Here is a 24,822-nt window from a genome sequence, read left to right as displayed (position 1 = left end):
CCTTAGCTTTCTGCTATCCTCTTTTGTAAAACGGTGTTTTTACTACTTTCGCTTTTAATCGTCGTTTTCGCACTTGAACTTCCACTTCCGTATCTAACTCTTTATATTTTGCATCAATAAGGGCTAGGCCAACATTTTTTTGTAGAGTAGGAGATTGCGTCCCTGTCGTTACAAATCCAATTTTATCGCCTTCTTTAAATACTTCGTAATCTGTTCGTGGAATACCCTTGTCAATCATTTCTAATCCGACCAATTTCCTGCTTGGCCCTTCTTCTCGTTGCTCTTTTAACACTTTTTTTCCTATGAAATCTTCTGACTTATCCGTTTTAACCGCAAATCCAATCCCCGCTTCAATGGGAGAGATATCTTTAGAGAGCTCTTGACCATAAAGGCAAAGCTTTGCTTCAAAACGAAGCGTATCGCGCGCACCAAGGCCACACGGCTTTAAACCTTCAGCAGCGCCCTCTTTTAAAAGTGTTTGCCATAATTGAACCGCGTGCTCTGGTTGACAATAAATTTCGAAACCATCTTCACCTGTGTATCCAGTTCTAGAGATCAGTACTGGTTTATCAGCAAATGTAACGCCTTCTTTGAATTTAAAGAAAGTAATTTCAGATAAGTCCACTGTCGTTAGTCGCTGAGCAATTTGTTCTGCTAATGGGCCTTGAAGAGCAATTTGTGCATATGAATTAGATACATTCGTTACGACTGTATCCTCTCCAGCATGCTGTTGAAGCCACTGATAATCTTTATCAATATTAGAAGCATTCACAACTAGTAAGAAGTCTTCCTCTGAACGCTTATAAAGAACTAAGTCATCGATCGTTCCACCATCTTCATAACACATAGCAGTATATTGACAAGCTCCTGACTTAGCTTTGGAGACATCATTCGTCAATACTTTCTGCAAAAAAGCAAGGGCCCCGCTCCCTTTAACTTCGATTTCTCCCATATGAGAAACATCGAATAGGCCAGCTTTTGTTCGAACCACTTCATGTTCTTCTTTAATCCCTGTGAATTGAACAGGAAGATCCCATCCTCCGAAGTCAATCGTTTTTCCGCCTGATTCTTTATAAACAGGAAATAATGGCGTTCTTTGTCCTGACAATACTTCCACCTCCATTTAATTTGAACCTTTTTTAACTCAAAGCCTTCAGAAAGATTCCGTTAAACCCATCTACCTCTCACAGATACTAGAACCGATGAAGTTCTCACTTTTGATTTTATAATACCTAGAAACACTAGACAGCTGAAAATCGGAACCTAAAAAAAGACAGAGACATGCCTGTATATAGGCGTGTCTCTGTCTTGAGTACCTGAGAGTTTCCTCTAATAAAATGGTTTATTGATCATTTGGACAGCCACTTTATTAAAGTTTCCCCATGGGTGTTCTGCAACATGCAGATGCTTTCCAGAGCTGCGTCCAATAAGAGTCTATTTTGCCTGAGAGATTCACGAACTGGTCGTTTGCTCCTTCGGCGATGGGCACAATCTTTCTTTCAATTAAGATAACCCATTCTCTCCCCTTATTGTCATTCGCATCTTATTGGGATATCCATTCATTCATGAAAACTTATGAATTTGCTCATACTAAAGAGCAGACATCCTTCATTACTCTTATGTTACCACTTTTCTTTTTTTCAAAGCAATATTGAGTTTTCATTTTTGCTACTTTACTGAAAATTTTTTAACTTAAAGCTTTATCAGAGCGAAGGAATATGAATAAAAGGATGATAATAGAAAGTAATGGAAATTAATCAGCTATAGGTACATTTATTCGTCAGGCCGGATGACCGTTATTCAATACACAAGTTTAAAGATTAGAAAGGAAGAGTTCGATGCTACCTAAAATTCAGATTGATCAACAATGGGAAAGGGATTTTTTACAAACTTTGGAACAACCGCTTTCTTGCTCCACATGGCAACAGTATTGTATGGCTGTTCGAATTGGCCGAGAGAATATCATTTCTGAATTTCAAGGTCTGGAATCTCCTAACCACCTTCCGAATTTGACCTTTCACTCTTACCAATATGAAACTGCCCAGAAAGCCATTGAAGAAATGAACGGAAAAGCGATTTTAGCAGATGAAGTAGGTCTCGGGAAAACAATTGAAGCAGGACTCATTTTGAAAGAGTATATGATTCGCGGTCTCGTTCAGAAAGTATTAATCCTAGCTCCTGCTTCATTAGTCACTCAATGGTGTATGGAGTTAAATGAAAAATTTTATATTCCCGCCATTGAACAGCGTAAAAATCCGCAATGGGAAGCGATCGATGTCATGGTTACCTCCATTGATACCGCAAAAAGAGAAAACCATTCTGAAGTTATTAAGCAGATTAATTACGATATGGTCATTATTGATGAAGCCCACCGATTAAAAAATAAAAAGACGAAAAATTATCAATTCGTTCGAGATATTAAAAGAAAATTTTGTCTACTTCTCACCGCCACACCTGTTCAAAATAAACTATCTGAATTGTTTCATCTTATTTCTTTATTGAAACCTGGTTACTTAGGCGATGAAGAAACATTTTCACGATATTATGGCGAGGTGGAGAAACATGAAGAATTAAAAGAACTCATTCAAAAAGTGATGATCCGAAATCGCCGCCACGAAACAAAAATGAAATGGCCAAAAAGGATAGTGGAAACCATTCCCGTCCGTTTCAAAGAAGACCAGAAAAAAGTCTACGAGAACATTTGTTTATTAAAAGAACAGCTTAAACATGATTCTTCATCCATGCAAGCAGGCTTTCTCGTCCTTACTCTCCAACGGGAAATGTGTTCAAGCAGAGAAGCTGTATTTGTAACGCTGAAAAACACGTTAGAAAAACAATCAATTGCTTCTACCGATTTGTCTCAGGAGATCTCACAAATCGTCTCATCACTTAACGACCTATCTTCTCACCCTAAAGCTGAAAAAGTACTTGAACTTATTCAACAGTGGAAGGAAGATGAAAAAGTAGTGATTTTCACAGAATACAGGGCTACTCAGCTTTACTTACAGTGGTTTTTAGCACAAAATGGCATTCGATCGGTGCCATTTCGAGGTGGATTTAAACGAAGTAAAAAAGACTGGATGAAGCAACTCTTCAAAAACCAGGTTCAAGTATTAATAGCGACGGAAGCAGGCGGTGAAGGTATTAATCTACAATTCTGCCACCGGATCATTAATTACGATTTACCGTGGAATCCTATGCGGATTGAACAACGAATCGGGAGAATTCATCGCCTTGGTCAAGAGAGCGATGTATATATTTATCACCTTGCTGTGGAAGATACAATTGAAGATCATATCATTCAATTGCTCTATAAGAAGATCGGTCTGTTTGAAGGGGTTGTAGGGGAGCTAGACCAAATTTTAGAAAAATTTGGAGACCGCAGTATCCAAGAACACATCTCCTCTATTTTTTCACAATCAGATTCCAAAGGAGAAATGAAAGTAAAGATGGATCACTTAACTTCAATTATGTTTGATCAAGAAAAGGATGGATCATCCCATGCAGCAAACTGACATTCATCAATTCTTAAATGAATTCTTCACGGAATATCAATGTCCAGTAACAAATATATCGGCTACATCGATGGTTGTCCAATTAACACCCGAAATGGATAAAGCATTAATGAACCGCCCATTTTATTGGCACTATATTGAAAAAATGGGTGGTTTACCTTCACCCATGCAACTAACATTTGAAACATCATTTGAAGAAACTCAAAAATCCAAAACATCAGAAATGGTTCATTATGGATCTCCCAGACTTCATCAATTATTTTCCTTTGCTTTAAAACAGGGAAAGTTTGGTCACTATTATGAGGACATTCATTTGAAAACGGGGGCCATTCCTTTAAAGCCATGGATATGTCTCAATGGTAAATTAACCTACCAATGTCATAGAAAAAAAGAGCATTTCTTTTCTATAGCTCTAAGTCTCATTACTGGAGAAATGCTTAATAACTTTCACTCTCTCGTCGAACATTGGCCTATGAAACAAACCATTTCAAGTCTTTGCTTTCCGTTAAGTCCTTTAATAAAGCCTGCATCTGGCATCCAGAGAATTAAGAATCATCTCTTAACAACCCTTCACCAAGAAAACCACTCGTGGGCTGAAGAAGCAAACTTGAAAATAAAAGAAGAAATACGCCTCTTGGAACAATTTTATATAGATGTAGATCCTAAGCCTGATTCTTATGAAAGAGAAAAAGAGGCTATTCAGACGCAATATGATCCTGTTATTCAGTTGAATATCATTAATGGCGGATTATTCTATTTAAACAGCCACCCTTTAAACACCAACGAAAAAACGCCATGACATCATTCATGGCGTTTTCTATTCCACATTAATCTTAAGGCAAAAGGGATCATACCAAAAAGTCGAAACGACATTGGTTGTCTATGCTCTTTCTTTTCTTCTCTCTTAGCTTGTTTTACCTCTTTAGGCTGGTCAACATACGTAACAAATTGTTCTGTCATAAATTTCACATAATCATTTGTTTTCACTCATCATCACCCTCACTAAGGTTCGTTATTCCTTAGTTTAGACGCATTTACAAATTTCTATCCTTTGTTAGTAATTTAAAAATCTCAACCACCACTTCGTCTACACTTTTTCCATCAGTGTCGATGATCACTTCTGCTTGAGTGTACATGGACTTTCGATTTTCAAACCGAAGTGAAAGTGCTTCTCTCCCTTGATTGGATAGAGGACGATTGCGATCATCTTGAATTCGTTTATACATCACTTCAAATGGAGCTTTCAAATAAATGGATGTGCCATTTTCATTCATCCAAGACAAGACTCCTTCATTTTCAACTACTCCTCCTCCCGTGGCTATAACACAATGGGGTTCATTTAATTCTTTTAACATTTTCTTTTCAATTTTCCTGAAACCCGCTTCTCCAACATTTTCAAAAATAGCAGGTATGGTTATGCCCGTGTTCTTGACTATTTCTTGATCTAAATCTTTAAAAGAGTACCCAAGCTCTTCCGACAATTGTAATCCAACAGTTGTCTTTCCCGATCCCATAAAACCTATTAAATAAATACATTGATTGTTTAATTCCATATCATCATTTCTCTCCAATTCTCCATTTTTTTCGTCTCCCTATTATACGAGAATGTAGCTCGTTTCGCATAATTATCATCCGTTTCTCCTTCTAATGCCACGACATCAGCTTGCTCTGAGGAGGTAACAAAATAAAAGACTACTCCGTCATCATAAACGAGTTCACCTGAAGTTATATTATGGTCTTCATCTAATTTCAATAGATGGATGACTTCATCTTTCCCGTTTACGATTAGCCAATCTAGTTTTTGCATGCTTTTTTCTAGCCCTAAGAACTCTTTTTCTTGCTGATAAAGGACGAGGGTATGTAACGTTAACATGGACATCATAGCTAAAATAACTAACACAAGCAACAAAGCCATTCCCTTCTCATTCAACCTCCCAACCTCCCCTGCCTATCAGATGAAGAATATTCTGTTGAAGTTGAAGGATGATGAATAGACCAGTTAAGTGTTCCCTTAGGGTAGGTCAATTCAATTTCAATACCATAAGACCTTTCATAGACGCGGAAGTTTGTGACCCTCTGCATAAAAACTTCGTGGCCCACTCCTCTAACTTGCCTTCGTATTTTATCTTGATAATGTTCAAAATGTACAAGGTACTCGTCATCTGACCTCACCATGTAGAGCTTATCGTTTTTTTCACTCACCCAATAGTCGTCACTTTTTCTGAATTCCGTTTGAAGTTGCATGAGAAACAGGCTATATTCTTCATAAGTAAACTGATCCATATCGGGAGAAGAATAAGTCCAATGAAGAAGCATCGGAGGAAAGATGGTAACAATAATTAAAAGTGTAGAGAATCCAACTAAAACTTCTAATAAGCTCATTCCTTTCTGATTAAGGATTGTAACTGGATAAACACCAGGATTGGTCACGACCATTTCTCCCTTCCCATAAGAGACAATGACGAGTCTGATCATCTTGATTCTTTGTTATATACCTATAAGAATTCATTCGTCCGTTAACGATTTCTTCTTCAACCGTCATTTTTGGATCATGGGTTAATACCTTTGTTTGTATCATTGACATGGCTTCTCTCTCTTCTCTAATGCTCACTCTTTCATACTGGATTTGAACAAGAATGGGAAATAACGTGATCAAGATAATGGTTAAGAGAAGAAGGGCTAACATCCCTTCATAGAAAAGGAAGCCTCTGTTACAACTCAGCAAAATAAAACCTCCCCCTGACTAAATGAAAAATAAGCTGATAATTCTCGTCTTTAGTATAAATTTCTATTTTCCCTGCTTTTTGGACTCCTCCAGTCCCAAGGAATCTTAATTCATTTAAACTAAGGGTAGATCGACTAAACCTAATTCCGTCCGGCCCTTCTTTATGATGAATCGTTCGTACTCCTTCTACTACGGTATACCTAGGACTCGTTGCTGAAAAAACAAAGCGAACACTTCGCCCGTTACTCATTGCATACATTTGATAATAATAAAGATCATGCTCTAATTCTTTTAGAAAATAAGCTGTCTCCATTTTTGTCATTTGATGGTTCACTGATGGGATCGCAATCAATAAAATGATAGAAATGAGAAATAACACAATGACTAATTCAATCAAGGAAAAACCCTCACTAGTTCGGAGAGATTTTAGTTCTATCATACTTAATCGGCCTTTTTCACTTCAGATCCTGCTAAAATTAATTTAGATCCGTCTGGACATGTTGTCGATTGAACATAGTCGCCTTCTAGTTCGCTAATGGAAGAAGGGAGCTTATTATGTTCAATTTGATAAGCTACTACTTGTGTTTTTATTAATTCGATTGTGGCTTCACAGCCCTTATCACTAGCTAATTCTTGGTTTTTTGTTAAGTTCGGCACGACAATTAATAGTAATATTGAAATAATAACTAACACAATCATCATTTCAATAAGAGTAAACCCCTTTGATGATCGAATTATTTTTTTTATATTTTTCACTAGTCTTCACTCCTAGTTAATTTGGTTTATATACGACAAGCAGCAAAATTTTCTGTTATATTTATTGTTCATCCGTTATAATTTAGCATAGGGTTAATCCAATCCACACTCTGTCTGGGAGGTATCATATTGTCTTCTTTGATTACATGCTTATCAGAATCCCGTAAAAAAGAGATTAGTCTTGAATTAGGAAGAATATTAACCAAAAATGAAAAAGATCTCATTCAATGGTTAAGTAAACATCAGGCTTTTGAATTAACTAAAAAATAACCTCACTTAGCTTATTTTCTTTTATTGTTTCACTTACTTTTACCATCCATCTAGCATTGAAAAAATAGGAAGCATCATGGATAAAAATAACACGAGAATAAAAAATCCAATGATACAGAAGAAAACTGGTTGAAACAACTGGATAGTCCGGTACGTTTTCTCATACATTTGTTCAAATAGGAAAGTGGAAAACCTGTCCAGTTCAGCTCCTAGATTTCCTTTTCTTTCACCTAACATAATAATGGAGGATAACTGGGGTAAGTAATACTTTCTCTTTTTGATTAATTCTGTTAATGATTCACCTTCCTGTAAACTATAAGAAAGACTTTGTGCATCGTTTTGGAAAAAAGAAAGTAATGAATCTTTTTCTATCATCTTGAATGTATCGTATAAGGAAAATCCAGTTTTAAGTAACGGGGCTAGTTGTGCTGTGAAATAATACGTGAGTAAGTTTCTGAGGTAGTTCTTTACAAGAGGAACTCTTAATAATAAATGTACCTGTTCTAAAATTGGTTTACGTTTGAACCAAAAGATACTTACGGTGATCAGAAAGATGGAACTGAGGAATATTGGCAGTTGAAACCACCTGGTAAATGCTAACATCCCCTTTGTAATCATAGGGAGTTCTTGATCCATCGATTGAAAAAAATGTTCAAACTGCGGTAATACTCCTTCAATCATCACTGATCCTATGACTAACAAACCTAAAAATAGAAACAGAGGATATTGTACGATTTTTCTAATTTTTTGTTTTAATTCGTTACGTTTATTTAATATAACTGAGGCTTGAAGTAACCCTTCTTGAAAGTCTCCAAACCTTTCAACAAACGATAAATAACTAATTAATTCCTTAGGATAACCTCCAGATATGAGCTGTTCAGAAAAAAGTTCTCCTTCGAGTAAATCTTCATAAATGGTTTCCAACCAGTTTCTTTTTTTTCCTTCTGTAAACTCTATATAAAGTTGAAGCGCTTCTGAAAAAGTATATCCTTCTTTTAGAAGTGATGACAATTGAAATAGAAAATCACTGCGTGAACGATCATCTCGAAATAAACGCCCCAACTTTTAGAATCCCCCTTTCCCAAACCTTGTCCATTCTTTTTCTGAAATATAACCTAAAGCGATTCCTTTTTTAACCCAATCATTTAATTTCTTAGAAGGGTACGAAACATCGGCAATTCCCTCTAAGTTCTTGATACATTCTCTTAATTCAATTCCTGATAAAATTTCATATACAGCACCTCTTCTTCTTGACCTTCTTTTTCTGCAATGTAAGGAACATGTTTCACCGCAATATGGACAATAGAGATCCACAAGTTTTTGAGCTACTACTCCTTCCACAACTTCTTCTAGGTCTACCGTCGACACTCCTAAATCAACTAATCGTTTAAGAGCCCCCTTACTAGAGCTACTATGCAATGTAGTGAGGACAATGTGCCCCGTTAAAGCAGCCCTAACAGCCATTTGGGCCGTTTCTGCATCGCGCACCTCTCCTAACATAATTAAATCTGGGTCGTGACGGAGTAAACTTTTAAGCCCGGCTGCATAAGTAACTCCAGCTCTTTCGTTAATCTCCATTTGTAAGAACCCGGACTGTCTTTGTTCGACCGGATCTTCTAGAGTAATAATATTTTCATTTATTTCTTCTGCTCGTTTTTGTAATAGAGAATATAGGGTGGTTGTTTTCCCGGCTCCAGTTGGTCCGCATATAATAATTAATCCGTGGGGTTTTCGTATAAGCTTAAGAAGTTCTGAGGTTTGATATGGGAATAAAGAAAGTTGGTCTAAACTTTTGGAGCGATCTTGTGGGAATAATCTGATTACGAGGGTTTCAATTGAAGATGAAGGAAAAGTGGATAATCTCATGAAAACACGTTGATGATGAATGATCATTTCTAACCCTCGGTTTTGAGGTCTTCTTCGATCACCAATATCCATACCTGAAACAAATTTCAAATGGGCTAACAGTTTTTTGATCAACGGAAAGGACAACCTTTCAACGTCCAGTAATTTCCCGTCCACTCTAAACCGAACCAGAGAATCTTTTTCTCGAGGAATAAAATGAACGTCTGAAGCTCCCAACTCAATGGCTTCAGTTAGTATTAATTTTGTCTTCCGTTCGATGTCCATGTTCATAGACCACCACCTATAGAAGTATTTTAACTCTTTCAGAACATACATTCGACATATCTTCCTAAATACCTTCTTTTTTTTAAAAAAAATTTGATTTTTTTTATAGTCAACAAATTTCATTTCAAATCTGAAATGACTTCTCTTCATTTTACTGGCTAACTTTACTTTTATAATGCAAAAAAACTAGCCGGAGCGGCTAGTTTTTGTATTATTTTTCTTGTTTTTCTTTTAGTTCTTCAACGTCCTCATTTAAACGTTGCTTCGTTTCTTCAATCTCTTTGACGACTTGCTTTGCTAGTTTTTTTCCTTCTGCTTTTTCGCCTTCCATGACTTCCTTCACATCAGAAGCAAGCTCTTCACCCATTTCAGATGCTTTGTTAGTCACACTGGCAGTCTTATCAGCTACACGCCCCCATTGATCTTTAGCAATCTGGGACCATTCATCAGATTTTTCTTTTGCCAGTTGGGAGTATTCAGTTCCCTTTTCTTTAGCTGCAGTAGTTATTTCTACCGTTTTATCTTTCGCTTCTGTTGCTCTTTCATTGATGTCAGAGCGAAGTTCTCTCCCTGATTTTGGAGCTAATAGCATTGCAGATGAAGCACCTACAATTCCACCGACAACTGCACCTATAATAAAGTCTTTAGTATCCATTTTACTCATATTAAACATCCTCCTCTATTTTGTGTATATGTATTCATTCTAAGGCTATTCTACTTATTCCTCCTTTTTAATTAATTTAAACATAAAATAATAAATTTAGTACTTTGGCAGGTGAAATTCACAGAAGCGTAAATCACAATATACGTTTGTTTTATTGAAAATGGCAGTCTTTTATCTGACTAGTCTTTAGATTTTACTAGTTTAGTCACATTATTATATTGAAAAGACATTTAATTAAAAAATGATCTGTAATATAATAAAGATAGCCTGAAATTGGGAGTGAATTGCCATGGAACAGCAAACATTAAAAATAACTGGAGTTTTATCTGATCCTACCCGTTTTTCTATTTATCAATATGTTGGACGTCAGCATCGTGATGTCACCGTTCAGGAAATTGCTGATACATTTAAAATTCATGCAAATGTAGCCCGGCTCCATTTAACAAAATTAGAAGATGTTAACATGCTCGTTTCAGATACGAAAAAAACAGGCAAAGGAGGCAGACCTAGCCGTTTTTATCGATTATCAGACGAAGTTGTCAGTTTGCAATTTCCTTATCGTGACTACCAACGTCTTTCTGAAATCGCTATTGAAACATTAAGCTCGTTAGGGGAAGCTGGTGAAGAAGCTCTAATCAAAACAGGCGACCGTTTTGGCTACGAGTCAGCCAAAGCATTTGTTCAATCATTAAATCAAGACCCCAGTGAAATGGTAACCGCAGAAAAAGTGAAGTTCATCGAAAAAATCGCCCTAAATCAAGGGCTAAATCCTGAGATTCATTACAACGAAGAGCAAAAAGAAATATTATTCCGGATTTATAATTGCACATTTAAGGAAGTAGCACCAACAAGTACAGGAATCTGTCATATGCATCATGCCCTTATTAATGGAATCTTCCGGTATTTTTTTGATGAAGTCGTACTAAAAGAACAGACAAATATGTTTCAAAAAAATGAACTAGCTTGCACGTATACAACCGTAGCATTGAATCAATAATACAACTATAATTTCAAGTAAGTATAGCTAGCTGATAAATAACCATTGTTTACAAAGTAAGAAGTTAGATTTATAATAAGGTGAACTAGCTTTCATAACATGGGTTTTATAATGAACCATGTCTATTTTCATGTTACATATAAAGGAGGGGTGAGTCGTGGATCGCATGTTTCGAGTATTAGGTTTCTGGACTGGAATTTTCGCTGTATTGTTTATGGTTGGGGATATGCATGCAGCAGCCATCTTGTTCTTCGGACAAACGGGGATGTTTATTGCACTTAGTTACTTAAAACTTTCAGAACGAGTTTATGTATATATTTTCGGAGCATATTTAACTCTGTTCTTTGTTGGATTTACGTACTACACAACATTTATTATGGTTCCTGAAATTGGGGGACATTAAAAACCTTGACTTTACCGTCAAGGTTTTTTTATTTAGCTTGCTTTATTCATTGTTATGGATAATTTTATTGTTTAAGTACCATAGGAATTCATTTGAAATCGAGCTTGACCTGGCTAAGTACCTTTTCCGAGGGATTATACGCTTCAACGAAATTCTTCGTCACTAGATAATACTCGCTTAATCAATTTCCGGTTTTAGTTTCAGAGGTACTTATTTGATAAGGGTCTTCATGAAAAAAAATGTATTCATTCGTTTTATTCAATCCTTTTCCGTGAATATTCACTTGGAAAGATGTACTTATTCCACCAGGTTGAACAAATGATTGGATTGCCCTATTTTTCTTGAATTCTTCAGAGAAAGGATTCATATTAACTGCTGGTTGCAAAAAAGTGAAAAGCCCCGCTTTCAGAAGAAATTGATCTTGGCGTTCTCGACAGACCATTTCTAGCCCTTCATTCATGGCAAGCTGATTATATGCATCCCACTGGATATGAGAAGTAAGATCCATTTCCCCTGGATAACATAAAGGATTTTTCACCATTTTATGGTTCCGGTATCCTCGAATGGACCCTTCTTTTCTTTCAGGAAGAATCAATTCTTCATTGGTATAACCATAATCAACGGTAACGAGCATTCCTTTTTTAAGCCATGAAGAGACCTTAGTCAACCAATTTTTCATCTCCAAGTTCACTTCCATGCGGTGCCCCTCTGGCAACTGAGGTCCAAACTGTTCCATCCAGCGTTTTATTTCCTTGTTTTCACAAAACTTCACTGTTTCAATTAACTTCTTACCTGACTCTTCAATGAGAACTTCTTTCAAGCCATCTTTATGTTGTTCCACTACGTGAACTGGAAAAGCATCAAGTAGTTCGTTGGAAAAAAGAATGCCTTGATAATCAGGAAAATCCTCTTTCAATTCTTCAAAGCAATCATATATCTTCACTTGATGCTTGAACTCAGCTAAATGATCGCGAAGAACAGCTCGGTGATGCGGGCTTGCTTCAACAATGAGATACGTCAGATTTAAAGCTATTGTCGAATCCTGTCTTCTCAAATAAGACAGAGTGTGATAGGCAAAAGTTCCATCTCCTGCCCCCCATTCACAAAGGAAAGGTGGTAACTGCTCCTTCTCTAACACATCCGTGAAGAATCGGGCAAACGTTTCTGCGAAGACAGCGTGGACGTGGTTGCTTGTATAAAAATCGCCTTCCGTTCCTAGTTTCTGTCGTTCATTCGTATAATAGCCTATTTCAGAGTCGTAAAGGGCCGTTTCCATATAGGATGAAAAATCCCACGGAGGGTTAGATTTCTTGTTTAATTTATCAATAATGTTAGACATTTATGTCGCTCCCAGGAAAAATTTTAACACTGTTGACATAGTGTTAATGTCGAATTATAATGAAAATGTCAGTAGAACAATGAATTAGGGAGTTCCCCCTCCCCCTCAAAGTTCATTGATACTTGATTAACTCCCCAAACGACCTTCTATGTTCCCCATGGAAGGTCATTTTTTTTACTCTTTTTCATTCCTCAAGCACTAAGGCGAATATTTACCAGCCAAATCCATTTATAAAGGGATTCGTTTCTTTCTCTTCCCCAATGGTTGTTTCTGGACCGTGGCCATTAGCCACAATTGTATCGTCGGGCAGACTAAGCATTTTATCATGAATTGTATTCATGAGTGTATCTTGGTCCCCTCCAGGTAGATCTGTCCTTCCAACACCACCACGAAATAGCACATCTCCAGAAAAGATCACTTTTTCGGTTGGGAAATAAAATGAGACACTCCCTGGTGAATGCCCTGGTGTCTCGTATAATTCACACTCAAACCCACCTAGAACAACCTTTCCTTCCTTATCATAAAAATGATCAGCTTGATTTCCTTTTATTGGTTGAATACCTTGAAATAGCCCTGATCCATTAAGATTAGGATCTGTTAGCCAAGTACTTTCATTTTTATGTACATACACAGGACATTGATATTTATTTCTAACTGCTTCAACCGCACCGATATGATCAAAATGGGCATGTGTTAGAATAACAGCCGAAAGAGTTAATTGTTCCTGATTTAACCAATCAAAAAGTTTTTCTTCCTCCCCTCCTGGATCAATCATTAATGCTTCCTTGTTCTTGTTATAGATAATAAATCCATTCGTTTGTAAAGGTCCTAAAGAAATTCTTTTCCATTCCATTTAATATTCCCTCCTTGAAATAAGCACTCCTCCATATTGTACTATGGAAATCGTTGCTTTTTCAAAGACAGTTCAACTGAGACTAAAGTAATTCTTACATTTACTCGACAAATCTGAAAAAAAAAAGTAAAATAAATGATGAACTTATGATCAATGAAACGGGCATCATACATGATTGTTAATCTGTTTCAAAACTACATAGACGAAGTCATGTTTATTATGTAAAGGAGGAAGAAAGATGGTATTCGGGATTATCACTCTTTTAGTAGCAATTTTATCTTTATTAGGAGGACTCGTAGAACTTAAGCGTAAAAACTTCTTTGGCGTTGGCTTTGCTGCCATTTCTGTCCTTTTATTCGGATGGTTTTCTATTCGAACACTTATTTCAATTATTTTCATGGGTGGCGGAGGAACCGTTTAATCACTCAATAAAATAAATTATTAAAGAAGGCTTTCTCTCGTTAGTTGCGAGAGAAAGCCTTCTTTAATTTTTATTCTTTTTCAACTTTACTTGCCATTTTCTTATGGACTGAGTCTACCTTACCTTTTATAGAAGAGGGACGATCCCTTCGGTCATCAATTCGGATATTGGTTGCCACTCTCATATGGCCCATCTTAAAAGGAACCTCTTGGATCTCCTGTAAAATCTTATAAAGGTCTGTTATTTGTCCTTCAATAATTGTACTCATGGATGTGAGTTCATATTGGATGGGCAATGTTGTTTGATCTAACATGTGATGAATCTCAGCTACCACCTCAGAAACGCTCGTAGAATCTGAGCCTAGAGGCATAATAGTCACATCGGCTATAGCCATGAATGTCTCCTCCTTCTTTTTTCTTGTCTTTATCACTCTACTTGGGAATTCTTTTAAAGCTAATTTCCTGAATGATCGAATCGCGATCTTCATATGAAGTTCTTCTGGCTCCGATGTAGTGATATGTCGTTGAAGCCAATAAGATAAGTTTAGCAACACTTTATGGACTTTGGTCGGTTTCATTCGATTAAGCCAGAAAACTGTTACAGGCCATAGAACCAAAGAGATATAAGTAGCTCTTTCGAGTAAGTAAACAAATGGTCTATCAATAAACGAGAAGAACATAAATGTTGTCAAAATTAGTAATAAAAAATACACCATCACAGCATTCGTTGAACAATATCGATTCGTAATGTCTGCTTCTTTGATTGCTGTTCGATTTCTTGCTGAGATCAGGCCTTTGTAACTGAACACTTTGTGTTCCGCTCCATGATATTTTTTTAATTCTTTCGGAAACCAGAAATGAGTACCAAAGAAAAAATAGATAATCGAAAATATAGGAAGACCGCTAAAACCTTCTATCCCTGCAAACAAAAAGAAATATGGAACGATAATTAGAAGTAACCAACCTATCAGGAATAAATGAAACCATAACGGCATAGAGAGGAAGACAAGTTTTCCAGCCATGACCATCGTTTTCGGTGTGATCGGTTTTAACCAAGTTTTCATTCTGCCGTCTTCATGATAAGAGCACGCTATGTGTTTTCGGCCGAGAAACATAACCCCTTTTTGAAAAGACAAACCTTTCACCATAGACGACTCACCTTTCTAATCCTGTGAATCTACCAACCAATAGCTTTGTATATGAGCGTTAGTCAATGCAGAGTCTATATCGATCCCAGACTCTAGAGATACCGGGTGCTCTGCCCAAGTATGAAAGTAGCGAATAAAAATTTCATTTTCTTCAAGAACAGGCTCAGAGAGATGTAGCGTAACCTCTCCTCTAGGACCGACTATTTTATCATCCTGAACCTCATTAGGAAAAGCAACTGCAATTCCCCCACTGTTTGTAATAGCTGCTTCGTTGCTCTCATAGACAACTTCATTTCCTTGAGTAAGAATTGTCTTCACTTCAACCGTTTCTGCTCCACCTTCACTCCCTGTCCATGCTGGCAGTGTTATTTCGATAAAATCGTCACCACGGATTCCATCTTCCGGGAACTCTCCCCATTCCCATTCGATTTGCATGGTGTACTCATCCTTCAACTCTTCTTGAATCATCAGTGCTCCAGCAAGATCTTCATTTGAGGTCTCTTCTGTTTGCGTTAAACTGATATAACCAAAAAAGAATAGACCGATCATGACGACTGCTGGCAATAATAGGACAATGGCATTTCCTTTCATGATAAAAACTCCTTTAACTTTCTTTCATTTGAATCATTTGTTGATTTTTATTAAAAAAGAACCGGTAAAAAATGACAGTCACAAGCATCGCGCTTAATGAAACTGAAGCGAATATACTTAATGAAATGACAATTTGATAGCGAATGGCTTCAATGGGGGCTACGCCACCAAGAATTAATCCTGTCATCATTCCAGGCAACTGAACAAGACCTATCGTTTTTAATCCATCTACGTTCGGAATCATTGATGCCTTTACAATTTTCCTTACTAGTATTTTAGATGCTTGTTCTGGTTTAGCCCCTAAAGCGAGGGCTGCAATGATCTTACCTTTTCCTTCTTTAAACTCGCTTTTCATTCTTTCTAAAGCTAACCCAATAGCTACCATGCTATTCCCTATAACCATTCCACTCATAGGAATAACCTGATCTGGCTGAAAGCTGATCATATCAAATCCTAGCCACATAACTAATACGAAAATTTCGATGAGAACGATGACCAAAAATGTGATGCTACGCACAAAGGGAATTCCTTGTCCTTTTTTGCTGGCATGCAAGGCTGCTACAACAATCATTACCGTTAACATGATTGAAATACCAGTTAGGGGCTCTAGAGAAAACAAATAGGTTAGCACATAACCAATAAGAAATAGCTGTGTCACACCTCTGAACGAAGACCAAAAGATTGATTTACTTAATCCTAATGCGTAAAAATAAGACAGAGACACAGGGATCAGTACAAAGAATACTAGAAAAAACATGGAAACATTTGATATTTCAGGTGCCATGATTGATCACTCCTTTAAGAAAGCTTGTAGCGTGTTTGTTTTTGGAGCTTCAAGCACCTGGCTTGTCCTACCTTGTTCTACAATCTCTTCATTATTCATGAAAAACGTTCGATTCCCAAGTCGCTTTGCCTGTTCTATATCATGGGTGACCATCATCATTGCTTTTACTTGATTTGGAACGATTTCTTTTAAGAATCGTTCAATTAATTCTACATTCTTCACATCTAATGCACTAGTGACTTCATCTAAAAGCAGAATTTCTGGTTTATTTGCTAACGTTCTAGCAAAAGCAATGCGCTGCTGTTCCCCACCAGATAACTCTTCTACATTTTTATCAAGATATTCCTTAGGTAATTGTACAACCTCAAGCAATTCTTTGCCTCTTTCCGGTTTCCACTCGTCAAATAAGGACGGACCGAACTTCAAATTATCCTCTACCGATCCTTCAAATAATGATGAAGATTGAAACACCATACCTATTCGTTTTCTTAGTTGCTCCAAAGGATATTCATTAATATCCTTTCCTAAGTAATGAATGGTTCCTTCATTGGGGTCTTCTAACCTGTTCAGCAGCATAAGAAGACTGCTTTTTCCAGCTCCAGAAGGACCAATTAAGGTAATAATTTCACCTTCATGCAAAGTGAAATTTATGTTTTTTAATCGATCTGACTGAATATTTTTCGCTTCTAATATGACTTTTTCAATACTCATGCTGTCTCCTCCAACGAGATTTAAATACCGGAAATCCAAGCCTGCTTCTAGTTGATTAGTCTGTGAGCCATGTTTCTTGGATTTCTTTACAATGACTTGTTAGTTTCAATCAATCCTTTGATAAGTATAAATCAACAATATGGAGGATTGAAGTGTCACTTCAATCCCCCCACGCGAATAATCATACTGATGTTCTTTTTTGTTTTGCTAACCAGGCTGCTCCAATGACTCCCGCATCATTTTCCAACGTTGCAATATTAAGTATCGTTTCTTTTGCAATCTTCGGTATTGCGAAGCGGTTAAACGATTCTCTTATGTAATCAACTAAAAATGGCCCTGCTTTTGAAACTCCCCCACCTATAACGATAATTTCTGGATTTAAAGCATTCGCTAAATTAGCCAAGGCGAATCCTAAGTGCTCAGAAGATTCTTTCACAACCTCAATTGCAATTGGATCTCCTGTTTTGGCACCGTCAAATATATCTTTTGCAGATACCACCCCAAACTCATCTAACACTCTTTTAAGGTATCCATCAGGATTTCGCTGGACTGCTTCTAATCCTAAACGAGCAATTCCTGTGGCAGAAGCGACTGTCTCTAAACAACCAAATTTACCACAATTGCAAGGAGCTCCGCCAGATTTAACTGAAGTGATATGGCCAATTTCGCCTGCTAATCCTGCTTGTCCGTGAATAATTTCTCCGCCAGCAATGATTCCTCCACCAACACCAGTACCTAGAGTGACAGCCAGAAGGTTAGCTGCACCTTCTCCAGCCCCCTTCCACTTTTCACCTCCAGCAGCTAAGTTAGCATCATTATCCACAACTACGGGGATGTTCAAAAGATTTTCAAGCTCGTCCTGAATAGAATAATCCTTCCACCCTAAATTTACAGCTTCGACAATAATACCGTTTTCCACATCTATGTATCCTGGTGCACCGACGCCCGCTGCCACCACTTGACTCATTGGTATATTTAACTCTGCTGTTTTAAGAACAATAGCTTTAGCTACATCTCGCATAATAAACTTACCCTGTTCTTCACGATTTGTTACGATCTCCCATTTTTCTTGCAGAACACCCTCTTCCGTTACGAGGGCTAGTTTTACTGTTGTCCCACCTACATCAATTCCTACATACAAAGGTTTATTCATCGTATCATCCTTCACTTACTTTTTTTCTATGATCTATATTGTAACATGGCTTCAAGACATGCTAATAATGGAACTTGAACAATTCGTTAATTTTTGTCACTAAGCACTTGTCTTTCTTTTATAATGGTAAGTTTGGCATCACGAAAAAAACGAACGTCTATCATACCTAATCGAAATAGTTCTTGAATTTCTTCTTCCATTAAGTCCAAATCAGCTTCTCGGTTCCCTGTGTAAATATACGTTTGAAATGTCTTCATAAATTGGCTTAACTCAAAATACGTCATCATTATTAATCTCCTTGAAAAGCTTCTCATTTACCAAATACCCACAATGTTCATTCATATTATATCAGTTTTAAGATCCCTACGAATAAAAAAAGTCCGATCGGAACAAAATGAATCACAGATAAATATCTAAAATAGATAATCATACGAGTCATAAATATAAATCCTAACAATAACCCTACCACACTAATGGGAATCACTAGCAGTAAGAACCAAGCTGAGAAGCCGTAGCTAGCAAACTCTATCCCTAATAAGAAAAAGAAAAATGAAAGAATAAACAAATACCCTTTGCTATTATGAGGAATATAGCCATAAGAAGGGTGGTACAATTGCAAGAAATAGGCAACCATAAACAAAGATAAAATAAACAAAGCTACCTTGAACAAAAATGCAGGCAGCCAAAATAGAAATGCTGCACCTAGAACGATTCCAACAATCACCGGGACAACGGACACCAACGCAAAATAAATGAGAATGAATGGAAATGGATACCTTCCTTTCAGAGCAGGCATGGTTCCTACAGCAGTACTAGCTAGAAAAATAATAAAAATGACACCGATAAAGTTGAACATTTATCCTTCCCCCCCTCACTTAATCTATGTAGGAAAAGATAAATTAAGGACAAACAATTTATTTGTTAGAAAAGGCTTTCAATTGATATACTTGTCCATAATACGAAGCTGTACAGCTTGAAAAGAGGGAAAAAATGTCTAAACAGAAATTAGAGGATATCTTAAAACAAGGGATTTACGGGAAACCAGAAATCCGCCCAGAAGAGCGTAAGTTATTTCTGAGCACTATAGCAGAAAGGGTTTATCTCTGCTTAACGGATTCACAAGTGAGACACCGTGGGATTTACCCTGAGATGGAAAAGGCTATGAAAGAGAGAAAAAGTGCTCACCTTTATATAGATGGCAACTTGAATTATCCTGCATACAGCAATTATATCAAGGCTGCAAATAAATATTCCATCCCCTTCACCATTGTAAATGATGGTCAAGACTCACCTATCGGTATTGTTCTCGCAGCAGATACTGCTGTGAATATGGAATCTCACATGTTTGTTAAAGACGAATTATATGAAGACGATATGGCTTAAGAAAACATTTGGGTTATTATAACCCGAGCTTGCTATCAGCTAAAAGTGAGACGACTTCCTCAGAACGAAGTCGTCTCACCTTTTTTATCTATCAGGATCTGCGGGATGGATCGCCCGTGGTCTACGATTTTTCAATGGCATAGGAGCACGCAACAGAACATCTCTAGCTCCTCTCCAATTAAATGGTATAAACGGCCAAAAGTAGGGAGTTTCGTACACTTTCATGGAAGATAGTAAGATGATTAACACTAATAAACCAATCATATAGCCTGGGACATGAAATACGGAAACAGTAATCAGAAATAAAACACGTATAAAACGATTCGCTAAACTCATTTCATAACTAGGTGTAGCAAATGACCCCACCGCAGCTATAGCCAAATATAAAACGACTTCATGTGAGAACAAACCAACCTCAATAGCCACTTCACCGATAAGAATGGCGGCCACTAATCCTAATGCGGTAGCTAAAGCAGAAGGAGTATGAATTGCCGCCATTCTAAGCATTTCTATTCCCGCCTCCGCCAACAAAAATTGACCGAGTAAAGGGACACTTCCTGATTCATTAGGGCCGATGTATTCCAATGTTTCAGGAAGCAGCGCTTGATTTTCAGCAAATAAAAACCAGAGAGGGAGAAGAAAAATAGACATCCAAACAGCTAAAAATCTTACCAGCCTCAAGCCACTACCAATGATCGGTTTTTGTCTGTATTCTTCAGCGTGTTGCAGGTGATGCCAAAACGTAGTTGGAGTAATAATCACACTAGGAGAGCCATCAACTAACAAAAGAATATGTCCTTCAAACAAATGACTGGCTGCCACATCTGGCCTTTCAGTATACCTTACCAAAGGGTAAGGATTATAATGCTGTCCAAAAAGGAACTCCTCAATGGTTTTATCTCCCATTGGTAATCCATCTGTATCGATTTTTTTCAAGGATGATCGAATGTGATTTACTAGCTTTTCATCCGCAATGTCTTCTAAATAGGTTATACACATGTCTGTGTAAGAACGTTTACCTACTCTTAAGTATTCATTACGTAAAGTACGATCACGTACACGTCTCCGAATGAGTCCGGCATTGAATACGAGAGTTTCAACGAAACCGTCTTTTGCCCCCCGCACCACTTGTTCTGTATCTGGCTCTTCTGGGCCACGGACAGGATATTCTCTTGAATCAATAAGAATGATTTCATCATATCCATCTACCAGTAAAGCTGCAGGTCCCGATAAGATTTGAATAACTACTTCTTCTAAATCTTTCTCCTTTTCTAATTCTACATAAGGTATCCGCGATTGGACCAATCCATTTATAAGATTTTCATTTACATCCTCAGGAGTTAAATGATCCAATTCCCTCTGAATTTGCGTTAGTGCATCGTCTTTCGCAAAGGCATCAACAACAAATAATGCCATCTCAACACCATGATATACAAGATCTAATTGAATTAAATCAAAGCTTTTGTCCACAGCCAGTTGATCTTTCAAAAATGCTATATTCGTTGCTAAGTTCTTAGAAGCAGGTCGCTCAACTAAATCTTTCATGATGTACTCCTCCTCATAGAATAGCTTTTTCTTTTCATCAAAGAAACATACATCACCTCTACATATTAAAGAGGAGAACTCAAAGAAATATTTTATTTCCGTGGTATATATCCTCGTTTTAAAACATAAGAAAAAATAGACCGGCTTGTCTGAATGGAGGAGCATAAATGCTTAGATTAATTAATGACCATTTTTTTAAAATAGCTATAACTGCCTTGGCATTAGCTATTATTCTTTCTTTCACTTCCTTGTCTTCTTGGAAATCAATGGATGAAGTATTCATTTTTTTCCCAGAAGATGAGCATATCTTTTTCAGAGAAGCAAAAACTAATTTGGACTTATTAAGTAAAAAAGATAATGATGAGTATATTCTCCAATGGTCTTTTGCGTCAGAAACGAATGAACCAGCTTTTTTACGAAGCGATTTGTCTATTATGTTTGAAAATGGAGCGTTTGCCGCTGCTAAAAAGCAGTCTTTAAAAGACCAACTGTTTATTGAAGGAGTAGAGTCATACGATGGGGAAGATAGTGGAAGGTTTGACGTTATTACTTTCCATCATGCGGAAACTCATTATGAGGAGGACATTTACAGAAGTAAACATGCATGGAGCCAAGATCAGCTTTATGTCGTGGATTCACCTTTTAGTCAACTTCATGCTTTTAAAGAACCTTCTTCAGATGACGAAAGCCGGAGTAAACAAGTGTTAGATTCCATTATTGATCAACAGCTGTCATATGAGCTAGATGAATTAGTAGAGGAGTTTCAAATCGATGTGGATGAATATCACTTATTTACATTATTGGACTTACCTCAATACATGCATCTACCGTTACCTGGTATGACTGAAAAAGAATCCTTTGCTACTGTAGGGCAACTTTGGGAAGGGTTTTACCGATATTATGTACTTGGAATTAATACTTTCACTGAGGAGACTTACTCTCCACGTGGGAACAGTATCCCTCATATTCTGCTTCATAAAGATGGAACCCATCTTCTACTTCTTTACAAAACAAAAGACGGGTCCAAACAACAACTTTTCCAAATGATTAATAAAGATGAGGATATGACTTATCAAGACTCAATCAATTGATGAATCTCGTCACGTAGAGCTTGATAATCTTCATTTCCAGCATCAATTTCCAGTGCACTCTCAACCAGCTCTAATGCCTCGTGCAGTTCTTGATTTTCATAATAGATTAACGCCAAGTTATAATAAGCTTGATGAAAGGAAGGAGATATTTCAATAGTTATCAGGAGGTTTTCCTCTGCTTCTTCAAGTTCCTCTAAGCTCATTTGAGTATATGAAAGAAGAAAATAGGCGTTAGACAGCAATTCATCACTCAACTGTTCAGAACTGTCTATGACGTTTGCTAAATAAGTCTTTGCATCATCAAATTCTTCTTCTTCAATAGACTCGCGAGCCAACTGATAATAAATGGTACTAATTTGTTCACTATCGCTGTCCTGATCATATCCAAACCATAGAAGGATCCCTGCAATCAACACGGCAAGTGTGAGGGCTATTAATTTTAGTACGCTACCTTTTTGTTTCGGAAGGCCGACAATGGCTGAGGCCACAAACCCACCTAGTAAACCTCCTATATGGGCGCCATTATCAACCATGGGTACAATGAATCCGAACGAAAGATTTATCACGAGAATCACGATGACATTCATCCCCATCGTCCGAAAAAATAACCGACGATGAATCATACCAAAATATAAAAGAGCACCAAAACAACCAAAAATAGCTCCACTGGCGCCAGCGGATACATTATCATTAAATACAAAACTTGAAACGGAACCAAAAAAACCTGCAATAAAATAAATTAGAACGAATCGGCTCGTACCGAATATTCTTTCTACTGCTCCACCTAAATAAAAGAGGGCAAGTGAGTTCATAAATAAATGCAAAAATCCAATGTGAAGAAACATCGCACTGAAAAAACGCCACCACTCACCTTGTAATATAAGTGGATCAAATTTTGCTCCAAATTCAATGAGCGTTAATGTACTGGTAGTAGATCCTTCCATTTCTACCAAAGCGAAAATGGACAAAACCATACCTAAAAGGATGAGCGTGAAATATGGCTTACCGTAAAGGAAAATTTTCCGCTCTTTTTCCTGGCGATTTCTCATAGAGCGATTTACGTTCTTTTTTAATGTCTGAAGAAATTGTTCTTCTTGACCACTCTCTTCTAAATAGGACTCTGATAAAAATGGCGGCATTTCAGTTAATTTCCATTCAGTAGCTAAAGGAAATAACTTTTTTTTCATATCTTCTAGCGGAATAATGATCGTTCGAAAATGATTTTTTCCTCCTGCAGTAAAAGGCAGAGCTTGGGATGTTAACCGTTCATAATCATCCACGGGCATAAAGGCTGATAATATGACGCTTGTAACATTGGCTTTCTTTAAACCTAATTTTTTTCGGATTTTCTTAGCTTGATCATAATGTTGATCGATGTCTTTCTTTAATTGATTACTCCAATCATAATTTTTGTGAGCGAGACGGATAATTTGATTGGAATCTCTCCGATCATCTTCAATCCAAGCCACTTCTTCTCGTTCATTCAGATGAACAAGTCGCATTCCTTCCCGATTCACTAAGTGATCTAAAGTCTCCCAAAATCGGATAGATTCCGTGAATGCATTCATGATTAACTCCCTTCTATCATTAAGTTGATTATTTCCTTTTTCATGTCTTGAAAATGGGTGTATTCACATACAGGTTGATGAGAAGATGACCTATCTTCACGACGTGAATTAAGAAATGCTGCATCCCATCCTGCTTCAATCGCTCCTATAACATCATGCTTCCAAGAATCACCTATAAACAAGATATCTTTACTAGTGACACCTAAGGCCCGTTCTGCTGCTAAAAATATTTCTTTCCTTGGCTTGGCAAAGCCTACTTCTTCAGATACCAATATAGCGCTCCGTTCAATCCATTTGTCCACTCCGATTTTTTCAACTTTTTTATATTGAGTATCCACTGTTCCATTTGTTATTATTGCCATTTTTACATGGTGGTCATTAACCGTTTGTAACAATTCATGTACTCCTTCAAACGGTACACTAAATTCATCTACTACTCTATAATAGTGACTGTGAAAACGATCAGCCATTTCATTATTGTAAGGTAAATTTAATTCCTTCATCGTTTCATTAAAGCGCATACGGCGGTATTCATTCCCTGTCACTTCGCCATGCTCAAATTTGTCCCAAAAATAATCACTATAATATTTAAATACTGAAAAAAATTTCTGGTCATCTATTTGTTTATTTTCTGGCACATGTTTTTGCTGATATGTATGAAAACATTCTTTTATTGCCTTTTTAAACGCTTTTTCATGACTAAATAGCGTATTATCTAGATCAAATACAATCGCTTTCCACTTTGTCATATGATTATTCCCCCCGAAATTAAGTAT

The 24,822-nt window shown here is 37.1% G+C and carries 31 protein-coding genes and 1 riboswitch; of the genes, 8 read left to right on the top strand and 23 right to left on the bottom strand.

The window, feature by feature from the left end:
* Positions 1-13 precede the first annotated feature (13 nt).
* Complete coding sequence (gene gcvT / locus CR194_RS02010) at positions 14-1,108, bottom strand: glycine cleavage system aminomethyltransferase GcvT (protein WP_408640716.1); 1,095 nt, start codon at positions 1,106-1,108, stop codon at positions 14-16.
* Positions 1,109-1,420: 312 nt separating this feature from the next.
* Positions 1,421-1,536, bottom strand: a riboswitch (glycine riboswitch).
* A 302-nt stretch (positions 1,537-1,838) separates the two neighbouring features.
* Between gcvT and CR194_RS02005 the strand changes: the two genes are divergently transcribed.
* Positions 1,839-3,515: a DEAD/DEAH box helicase gene (locus CR194_RS02005; RefSeq protein ID WP_110607962.1), complete on the top strand. Its 1,677-nt coding sequence runs from the start codon at positions 1,839-1,841 to the stop codon at positions 3,513-3,515.
* Entirely contained in the window at positions 3,502-4,314 is an 813-nt protein-coding gene (locus CR194_RS02000) for a YqhG family protein (RefSeq protein ID WP_158282145.1), read from the top strand. The genes CR194_RS02005 and CR194_RS02000 overlap by 14 nt, the downstream gene beginning before the upstream one ends.
* 2 nt (positions 4,315-4,316) lie before the next feature.
* Here CR194_RS02000 and CR194_RS01995 read toward each other — a convergent pair whose 3' ends face one another.
* Genes CR194_RS01995 through comGC form a run of 7 tightly spaced genes read right to left on the bottom strand, consistent with a single transcriptional unit; the run spans position 4,317 to position 6,996 of the window.
* Complete coding sequence (locus CR194_RS01995; RefSeq protein ID WP_110607960.1) at positions 4,317-4,502, bottom strand: YqzE family protein; 186 nt, start codon at positions 4,500-4,502, stop codon at positions 4,317-4,319.
* A 47-nt stretch (positions 4,503-4,549) separates the two neighbouring features.
* Positions 4,550-5,068, bottom strand: a complete 519-nt coding sequence (locus CR194_RS01990; protein WP_110607959.1) for a shikimate kinase — start codon at positions 5,066-5,068, stop codon at positions 4,550-4,552.
* Positions 5,059-5,445 (bottom strand): competence type IV pilus minor pilin ComGG, encoded by a 387-nt coding sequence (gene comGG, locus CR194_RS01985; protein WP_110607958.1) that lies wholly within the window; start codon positions 5,443-5,445, stop codon positions 5,059-5,061. The genes CR194_RS01990 and comGG overlap by 10 nt, the downstream gene beginning before the upstream one ends.
* Positions 5,442-5,945: a ComGF family competence protein gene (locus tag CR194_RS01980; protein ID WP_158282144.1), complete on the bottom strand. Its 504-nt coding sequence runs from the start codon at positions 5,943-5,945 to the stop codon at positions 5,442-5,444. The genes comGG and CR194_RS01980 overlap by 4 nt, the downstream gene beginning before the upstream one ends.
* The gene (locus CR194_RS20150) at positions 5,908-6,240 is read right to left on the bottom strand and encodes a hypothetical protein (protein WP_158282143.1); all 333 of its coding nucleotides are present in this window, start codon (positions 6,238-6,240) and stop codon (positions 5,908-5,910) included. Before CR194_RS20150 ends, CR194_RS01980 begins: the two co-directional genes overlap by 38 nt.
* On the bottom strand, positions 6,227-6,679 hold the full coding sequence (gene comGD, locus CR194_RS01975; protein WP_110607956.1) for a competence type IV pilus minor pilin ComGD: 453 nt from the start codon (positions 6,677-6,679) through the stop codon (positions 6,227-6,229). The genes CR194_RS20150 and comGD overlap by 14 nt, the downstream gene beginning before the upstream one ends.
* A gap of 2 nt (positions 6,680-6,681) precedes the next feature.
* A complete protein-coding gene (comGC, locus tag CR194_RS01970; protein ID WP_332888652.1) occupies positions 6,682-6,996 on the bottom strand; it encodes a competence type IV pilus major pilin ComGC in 315 nt (104 codons plus the stop codon).
* 129 nt (positions 6,997-7,125) lie between these two features.
* On the opposite strand from comGC, the gene CR194_RS20145 reads away from it, so the two are divergent.
* On the top strand, positions 7,126-7,266 hold the full coding sequence (locus CR194_RS20145) for a hypothetical protein (protein WP_158282141.1): 141 nt from the start codon (positions 7,126-7,128) through the stop codon (positions 7,264-7,266).
* A 39-nt stretch (positions 7,267-7,305) separates the two neighbouring features.
* On the opposite strand, the gene comGB is transcribed toward CR194_RS20145, so the two are convergent.
* The 3 genes from comGB to CR194_RS01955 all read right to left on the bottom strand — a co-directional run bounded on the left by comGB (position 7,306) and on the right by CR194_RS01955 (position 10,060).
* Positions 7,306-8,328, bottom strand: a complete 1,023-nt coding sequence (gene comGB, locus CR194_RS01965) for a competence type IV pilus assembly protein ComGB (RefSeq protein WP_110607955.1) — start codon at positions 8,326-8,328, stop codon at positions 7,306-7,308.
* A 3-nt stretch (positions 8,329-8,331) separates the two neighbouring features.
* On the bottom strand, positions 8,332-9,402 hold the full coding sequence (comGA, locus tag CR194_RS01960) for a competence type IV pilus ATPase ComGA (RefSeq protein ID WP_233254192.1): 1,071 nt from the start codon (positions 9,400-9,402) through the stop codon (positions 8,332-8,334).
* A gap of 205 nt (positions 9,403-9,607) precedes the next feature.
* On the bottom strand, positions 9,608-10,060 hold the full coding sequence (locus tag CR194_RS01955) for a YtxH domain-containing protein (protein ID WP_110607954.1): 453 nt from the start codon (positions 10,058-10,060) through the stop codon (positions 9,608-9,610).
* Between the two features lie 289 nt (positions 10,061-10,349).
* Here CR194_RS01955 and CR194_RS01950 point away from each other — a divergent pair, with 289 nt between their 5' ends.
* The gene (locus CR194_RS01950) at positions 10,350-11,057 is read left to right on the top strand and encodes a helix-turn-helix transcriptional regulator (protein ID WP_110607953.1); all 708 of its coding nucleotides are present in this window, start codon (positions 10,350-10,352) and stop codon (positions 11,055-11,057) included.
* A gap of 157 nt (positions 11,058-11,214) precedes the next feature.
* Positions 11,215-11,460: a DUF2626 domain-containing protein gene (locus CR194_RS01945; RefSeq protein ID WP_093047725.1), complete on the top strand. Its 246-nt coding sequence runs from the start codon at positions 11,215-11,217 to the stop codon at positions 11,458-11,460.
* 181 nt (positions 11,461-11,641) lie between these two features.
* On the opposite strand, the gene CR194_RS01940 is transcribed toward CR194_RS01945, so the two are convergent.
* Together CR194_RS01940 and CR194_RS01935 are read right to left on the bottom strand one after the other, a co-directional pair.
* Positions 11,642-12,799 (bottom strand): class I SAM-dependent methyltransferase, encoded by a 1,158-nt coding sequence (locus tag CR194_RS01940; protein WP_110607952.1) that lies wholly within the window; start codon positions 12,797-12,799, stop codon positions 11,642-11,644.
* A gap of 211 nt (positions 12,800-13,010) precedes the next feature.
* Entirely contained in the window at positions 13,011-13,652 is a 642-nt protein-coding gene (locus CR194_RS01935) for an MBL fold metallo-hydrolase (protein WP_110607951.1), read from the bottom strand.
* 238 nt (positions 13,653-13,890) lie between these two features.
* Here CR194_RS01935 and CR194_RS01930 point away from each other — a divergent pair, with 238 nt between their 5' ends.
* Positions 13,891-14,073, top strand: a complete 183-nt coding sequence (locus CR194_RS01930) for a DUF2759 domain-containing protein (protein WP_110607950.1) — start codon at positions 13,891-13,893, stop codon at positions 14,071-14,073.
* A gap of 70 nt (positions 14,074-14,143) precedes the next feature.
* Here CR194_RS01930 and CR194_RS01925 read toward each other — a convergent pair whose 3' ends face one another.
* The 7 genes from CR194_RS01925 to CR194_RS01895 form a co-directional block, all read right to left on the bottom strand.
* On the bottom strand, positions 14,144-15,220 hold the full coding sequence (locus tag CR194_RS01925; protein WP_110607949.1) for an MTH1187 family thiamine-binding protein: 1,077 nt from the start codon (positions 15,218-15,220) through the stop codon (positions 14,144-14,146).
* Between the two features lie 15 nt (positions 15,221-15,235).
* Complete coding sequence (locus tag CR194_RS01920) at positions 15,236-15,811, bottom strand: hypothetical protein (RefSeq protein WP_110607948.1); 576 nt, start codon at positions 15,809-15,811, stop codon at positions 15,236-15,238.
* Positions 15,812-15,824: 13 nt separating this feature from the next.
* Positions 15,825-16,595 (bottom strand): ABC transporter permease, encoded by a 771-nt coding sequence (locus CR194_RS01915; protein ID WP_110607947.1) that lies wholly within the window; start codon positions 16,593-16,595, stop codon positions 15,825-15,827.
* Between the two features lie 6 nt (positions 16,596-16,601).
* Positions 16,602-17,306 (bottom strand): ABC transporter ATP-binding protein, encoded by a 705-nt coding sequence (locus CR194_RS01910; protein WP_110607946.1) that lies wholly within the window; start codon positions 17,304-17,306, stop codon positions 16,602-16,604.
* A 181-nt stretch (positions 17,307-17,487) separates the two neighbouring features.
* Positions 17,488-18,459: an ROK family glucokinase gene (locus CR194_RS01905; RefSeq protein WP_110607945.1), complete on the bottom strand. Its 972-nt coding sequence runs from the start codon at positions 18,457-18,459 to the stop codon at positions 17,488-17,490.
* A gap of 86 nt (positions 18,460-18,545) precedes the next feature.
* Positions 18,546-18,746, bottom strand: a complete 201-nt coding sequence (locus CR194_RS01900) for a YqgQ family protein (protein ID WP_233254191.1) — start codon at positions 18,744-18,746, stop codon at positions 18,546-18,548.
* Positions 18,747-18,802: 56 nt separating this feature from the next.
* Positions 18,803-19,315 carry a hypothetical protein gene (locus tag CR194_RS01895; RefSeq protein WP_110607944.1) on the bottom strand — a complete coding sequence of 171 codons (513 nt, stop codon included), beginning with the start codon at positions 19,313-19,315 and terminating at the stop codon, positions 18,803-18,805.
* 134 nt (positions 19,316-19,449) lie between these two features.
* Here CR194_RS01895 and CR194_RS01890 point away from each other — a divergent pair, with 134 nt between their 5' ends.
* Positions 19,450-19,842 carry a YueI family protein gene (locus CR194_RS01890; RefSeq protein ID WP_110607943.1) on the top strand — a complete coding sequence of 131 codons (393 nt, stop codon included), beginning with the start codon at positions 19,450-19,452 and terminating at the stop codon, positions 19,840-19,842.
* A gap of 84 nt (positions 19,843-19,926) precedes the next feature.
* Here the strand turns inward: CR194_RS01890 and CR194_RS01885 are convergent, their stop codons facing one another.
* Positions 19,927-21,387 carry a spore germination protein gene (locus CR194_RS01885; RefSeq protein WP_110607942.1) on the bottom strand — a complete coding sequence of 487 codons (1,461 nt, stop codon included), beginning with the start codon at positions 21,385-21,387 and terminating at the stop codon, positions 19,927-19,929.
* Positions 21,388-21,554: 167 nt separating this feature from the next.
* Here CR194_RS01885 and CR194_RS01880 point away from each other — a divergent pair, with 167 nt between their 5' ends.
* Complete coding sequence (locus CR194_RS01880) at positions 21,555-22,478, top strand: hypothetical protein (RefSeq protein WP_110607941.1); 924 nt, start codon at positions 21,555-21,557, stop codon at positions 22,476-22,478.
* Here the strand turns inward: CR194_RS01880 and CR194_RS01875 are convergent.
* Both CR194_RS01875 and CR194_RS01870 read right to left on the bottom strand, forming a co-directional pair.
* The gene (locus CR194_RS01875) at positions 22,460-24,046 is read right to left on the bottom strand and encodes a rhomboid family intramembrane serine protease (protein ID WP_110607940.1); all 1,587 of its coding nucleotides are present in this window, start codon (positions 24,044-24,046) and stop codon (positions 22,460-22,462) included. The two genes, CR194_RS01880 and CR194_RS01875, sit on opposite strands and share 19 nt — an antisense overlap.
* A gap of 2 nt (positions 24,047-24,048) precedes the next feature.
* Positions 24,049-24,795 carry an HAD family hydrolase gene (locus CR194_RS01870; protein ID WP_158282140.1) on the bottom strand — a complete coding sequence of 249 codons (747 nt, stop codon included), beginning with the start codon at positions 24,793-24,795 and terminating at the stop codon, positions 24,049-24,051.
* Between the last annotated feature and the right edge of the window lie 27 nt (positions 24,796-24,822).

The sequence above is a fragment of the Salipaludibacillus keqinensis genome (assembly GCF_003226325.1).
Taxonomy (GTDB): Bacteria; Bacillota; Bacilli; order Bacillales; family Salisediminibacteriaceae; genus Salipaludibacillus; species Salipaludibacillus keqinensis.
Note: the sequence above shows the minus strand (reverse complement) of the source record. Positions and strands in the feature narration are given on the sequence as shown.

Excerpts from the sequence above, each read along its gene's own strand:
- CR194_RS01885 (WP_110607942.1), bottom strand. The coding sequence starts at position 21,387 with ATGAAAGATTTAGTTGAGCGACCTGCTTCTAAGAACTTAGCAACGAAT.
- CR194_RS01925 (WP_110607949.1), bottom strand. The coding sequence starts at position 15,220 with ATGGTGAAAGGTTTGTCTTTTCAAAAAGGGGTTATGTTTCTCGGCCGA.
- CR194_RS01890 (WP_110607943.1), top strand. The coding sequence starts at position 19,450 with ATGTCTAAACAGAAATTAGAGGATATCTTAAAACAAGGGATTTACGGG.
- CR194_RS01920 (WP_110607948.1), bottom strand. The coding sequence starts at position 15,811 with ATGAAAGGAAATGCCATTGTCCTATTATTGCCAGCAGTCGTCATGATC.
- CR194_RS02005 (WP_110607962.1), top strand. The coding sequence starts at position 1,839 with ATGCTACCTAAAATTCAGATTGATCAACAATGGGAAAGGGATTTTTTA.
- CR194_RS01895 (WP_110607944.1), bottom strand. The coding sequence starts at position 19,315 with ATGTTCAACTTTATCGGTGTCATTTTTATTATTTTTCTAGCTAGTACT.
- CR194_RS01915 (WP_110607947.1), bottom strand. The coding sequence starts at position 16,595 with ATGGCACCTGAAATATCAAATGTTTCCATGTTTTTTCTAGTATTCTTT.
- CR194_RS01940 (WP_110607952.1), bottom strand. The coding sequence starts at position 12,799 with ATGTCTAACATTATTGATAAATTAAACAAGAAATCTAACCCTCCGTGG.
- CR194_RS01950 (WP_110607953.1), top strand. The coding sequence starts at position 10,350 with ATGGAACAGCAAACATTAAAAATAACTGGAGTTTTATCTGATCCTACC.
- CR194_RS01930 (WP_110607950.1), top strand. The coding sequence starts at position 13,891 with ATGGTATTCGGGATTATCACTCTTTTAGTAGCAATTTTATCTTTATTA.
- CR194_RS01900 (WP_233254191.1), bottom strand. The coding sequence starts at position 18,746 with ATGATGACGTATTTTGAGTTAAGCCAATTTATGAAGACATTTCAAACG.
- CR194_RS01955 (WP_110607954.1), bottom strand. The coding sequence starts at position 10,060 with ATGAGTAAAATGGATACTAAAGACTTTATTATAGGTGCAGTTGTCGGT.
- CR194_RS01870 (WP_158282140.1), bottom strand. The coding sequence starts at position 24,795 with ATGACAAAGTGGAAAGCGATTGTATTTGATCTAGATAATACGCTATTT.
- CR194_RS02000 (WP_158282145.1), top strand. The coding sequence starts at position 3,502 with ATGCAGCAAACTGACATTCATCAATTCTTAAATGAATTCTTCACGGAA.
- CR194_RS01880 (WP_110607941.1), top strand. The coding sequence starts at position 21,555 with ATGCTTAGATTAATTAATGACCATTTTTTTAAAATAGCTATAACTGCC.
- CR194_RS01910 (WP_110607946.1), bottom strand. The coding sequence starts at position 17,306 with ATGAGTATTGAAAAAGTCATATTAGAAGCGAAAAATATTCAGTCAGAT.
- CR194_RS01905 (WP_110607945.1), bottom strand. The coding sequence starts at position 18,459 with ATGAATAAACCTTTGTATGTAGGAATTGATGTAGGTGGGACAACAGTA.
- CR194_RS01875 (WP_110607940.1), bottom strand. The coding sequence starts at position 24,046 with ATGAATGCATTCACGGAATCTATCCGATTTTGGGAGACTTTAGATCAC.
- comGA (WP_233254192.1), bottom strand. The coding sequence starts at position 9,402 with ATGAACATGGACATCGAACGGAAGACAAAATTAATACTAACTGAAGCC.
- comGD (WP_110607956.1), bottom strand. The coding sequence starts at position 6,679 with ATGATAGAACTAAAATCTCTCCGAACTAGTGAGGGTTTTTCCTTGATT.
- CR194_RS01990 (WP_110607959.1), bottom strand. The coding sequence starts at position 5,068 with ATGGAATTAAACAATCAATGTATTTATTTAATAGGTTTTATGGGATCG.
- CR194_RS01935 (WP_110607951.1), bottom strand. The coding sequence starts at position 13,652 with ATGGAATGGAAAAGAATTTCTTTAGGACCTTTACAAACGAATGGATTT.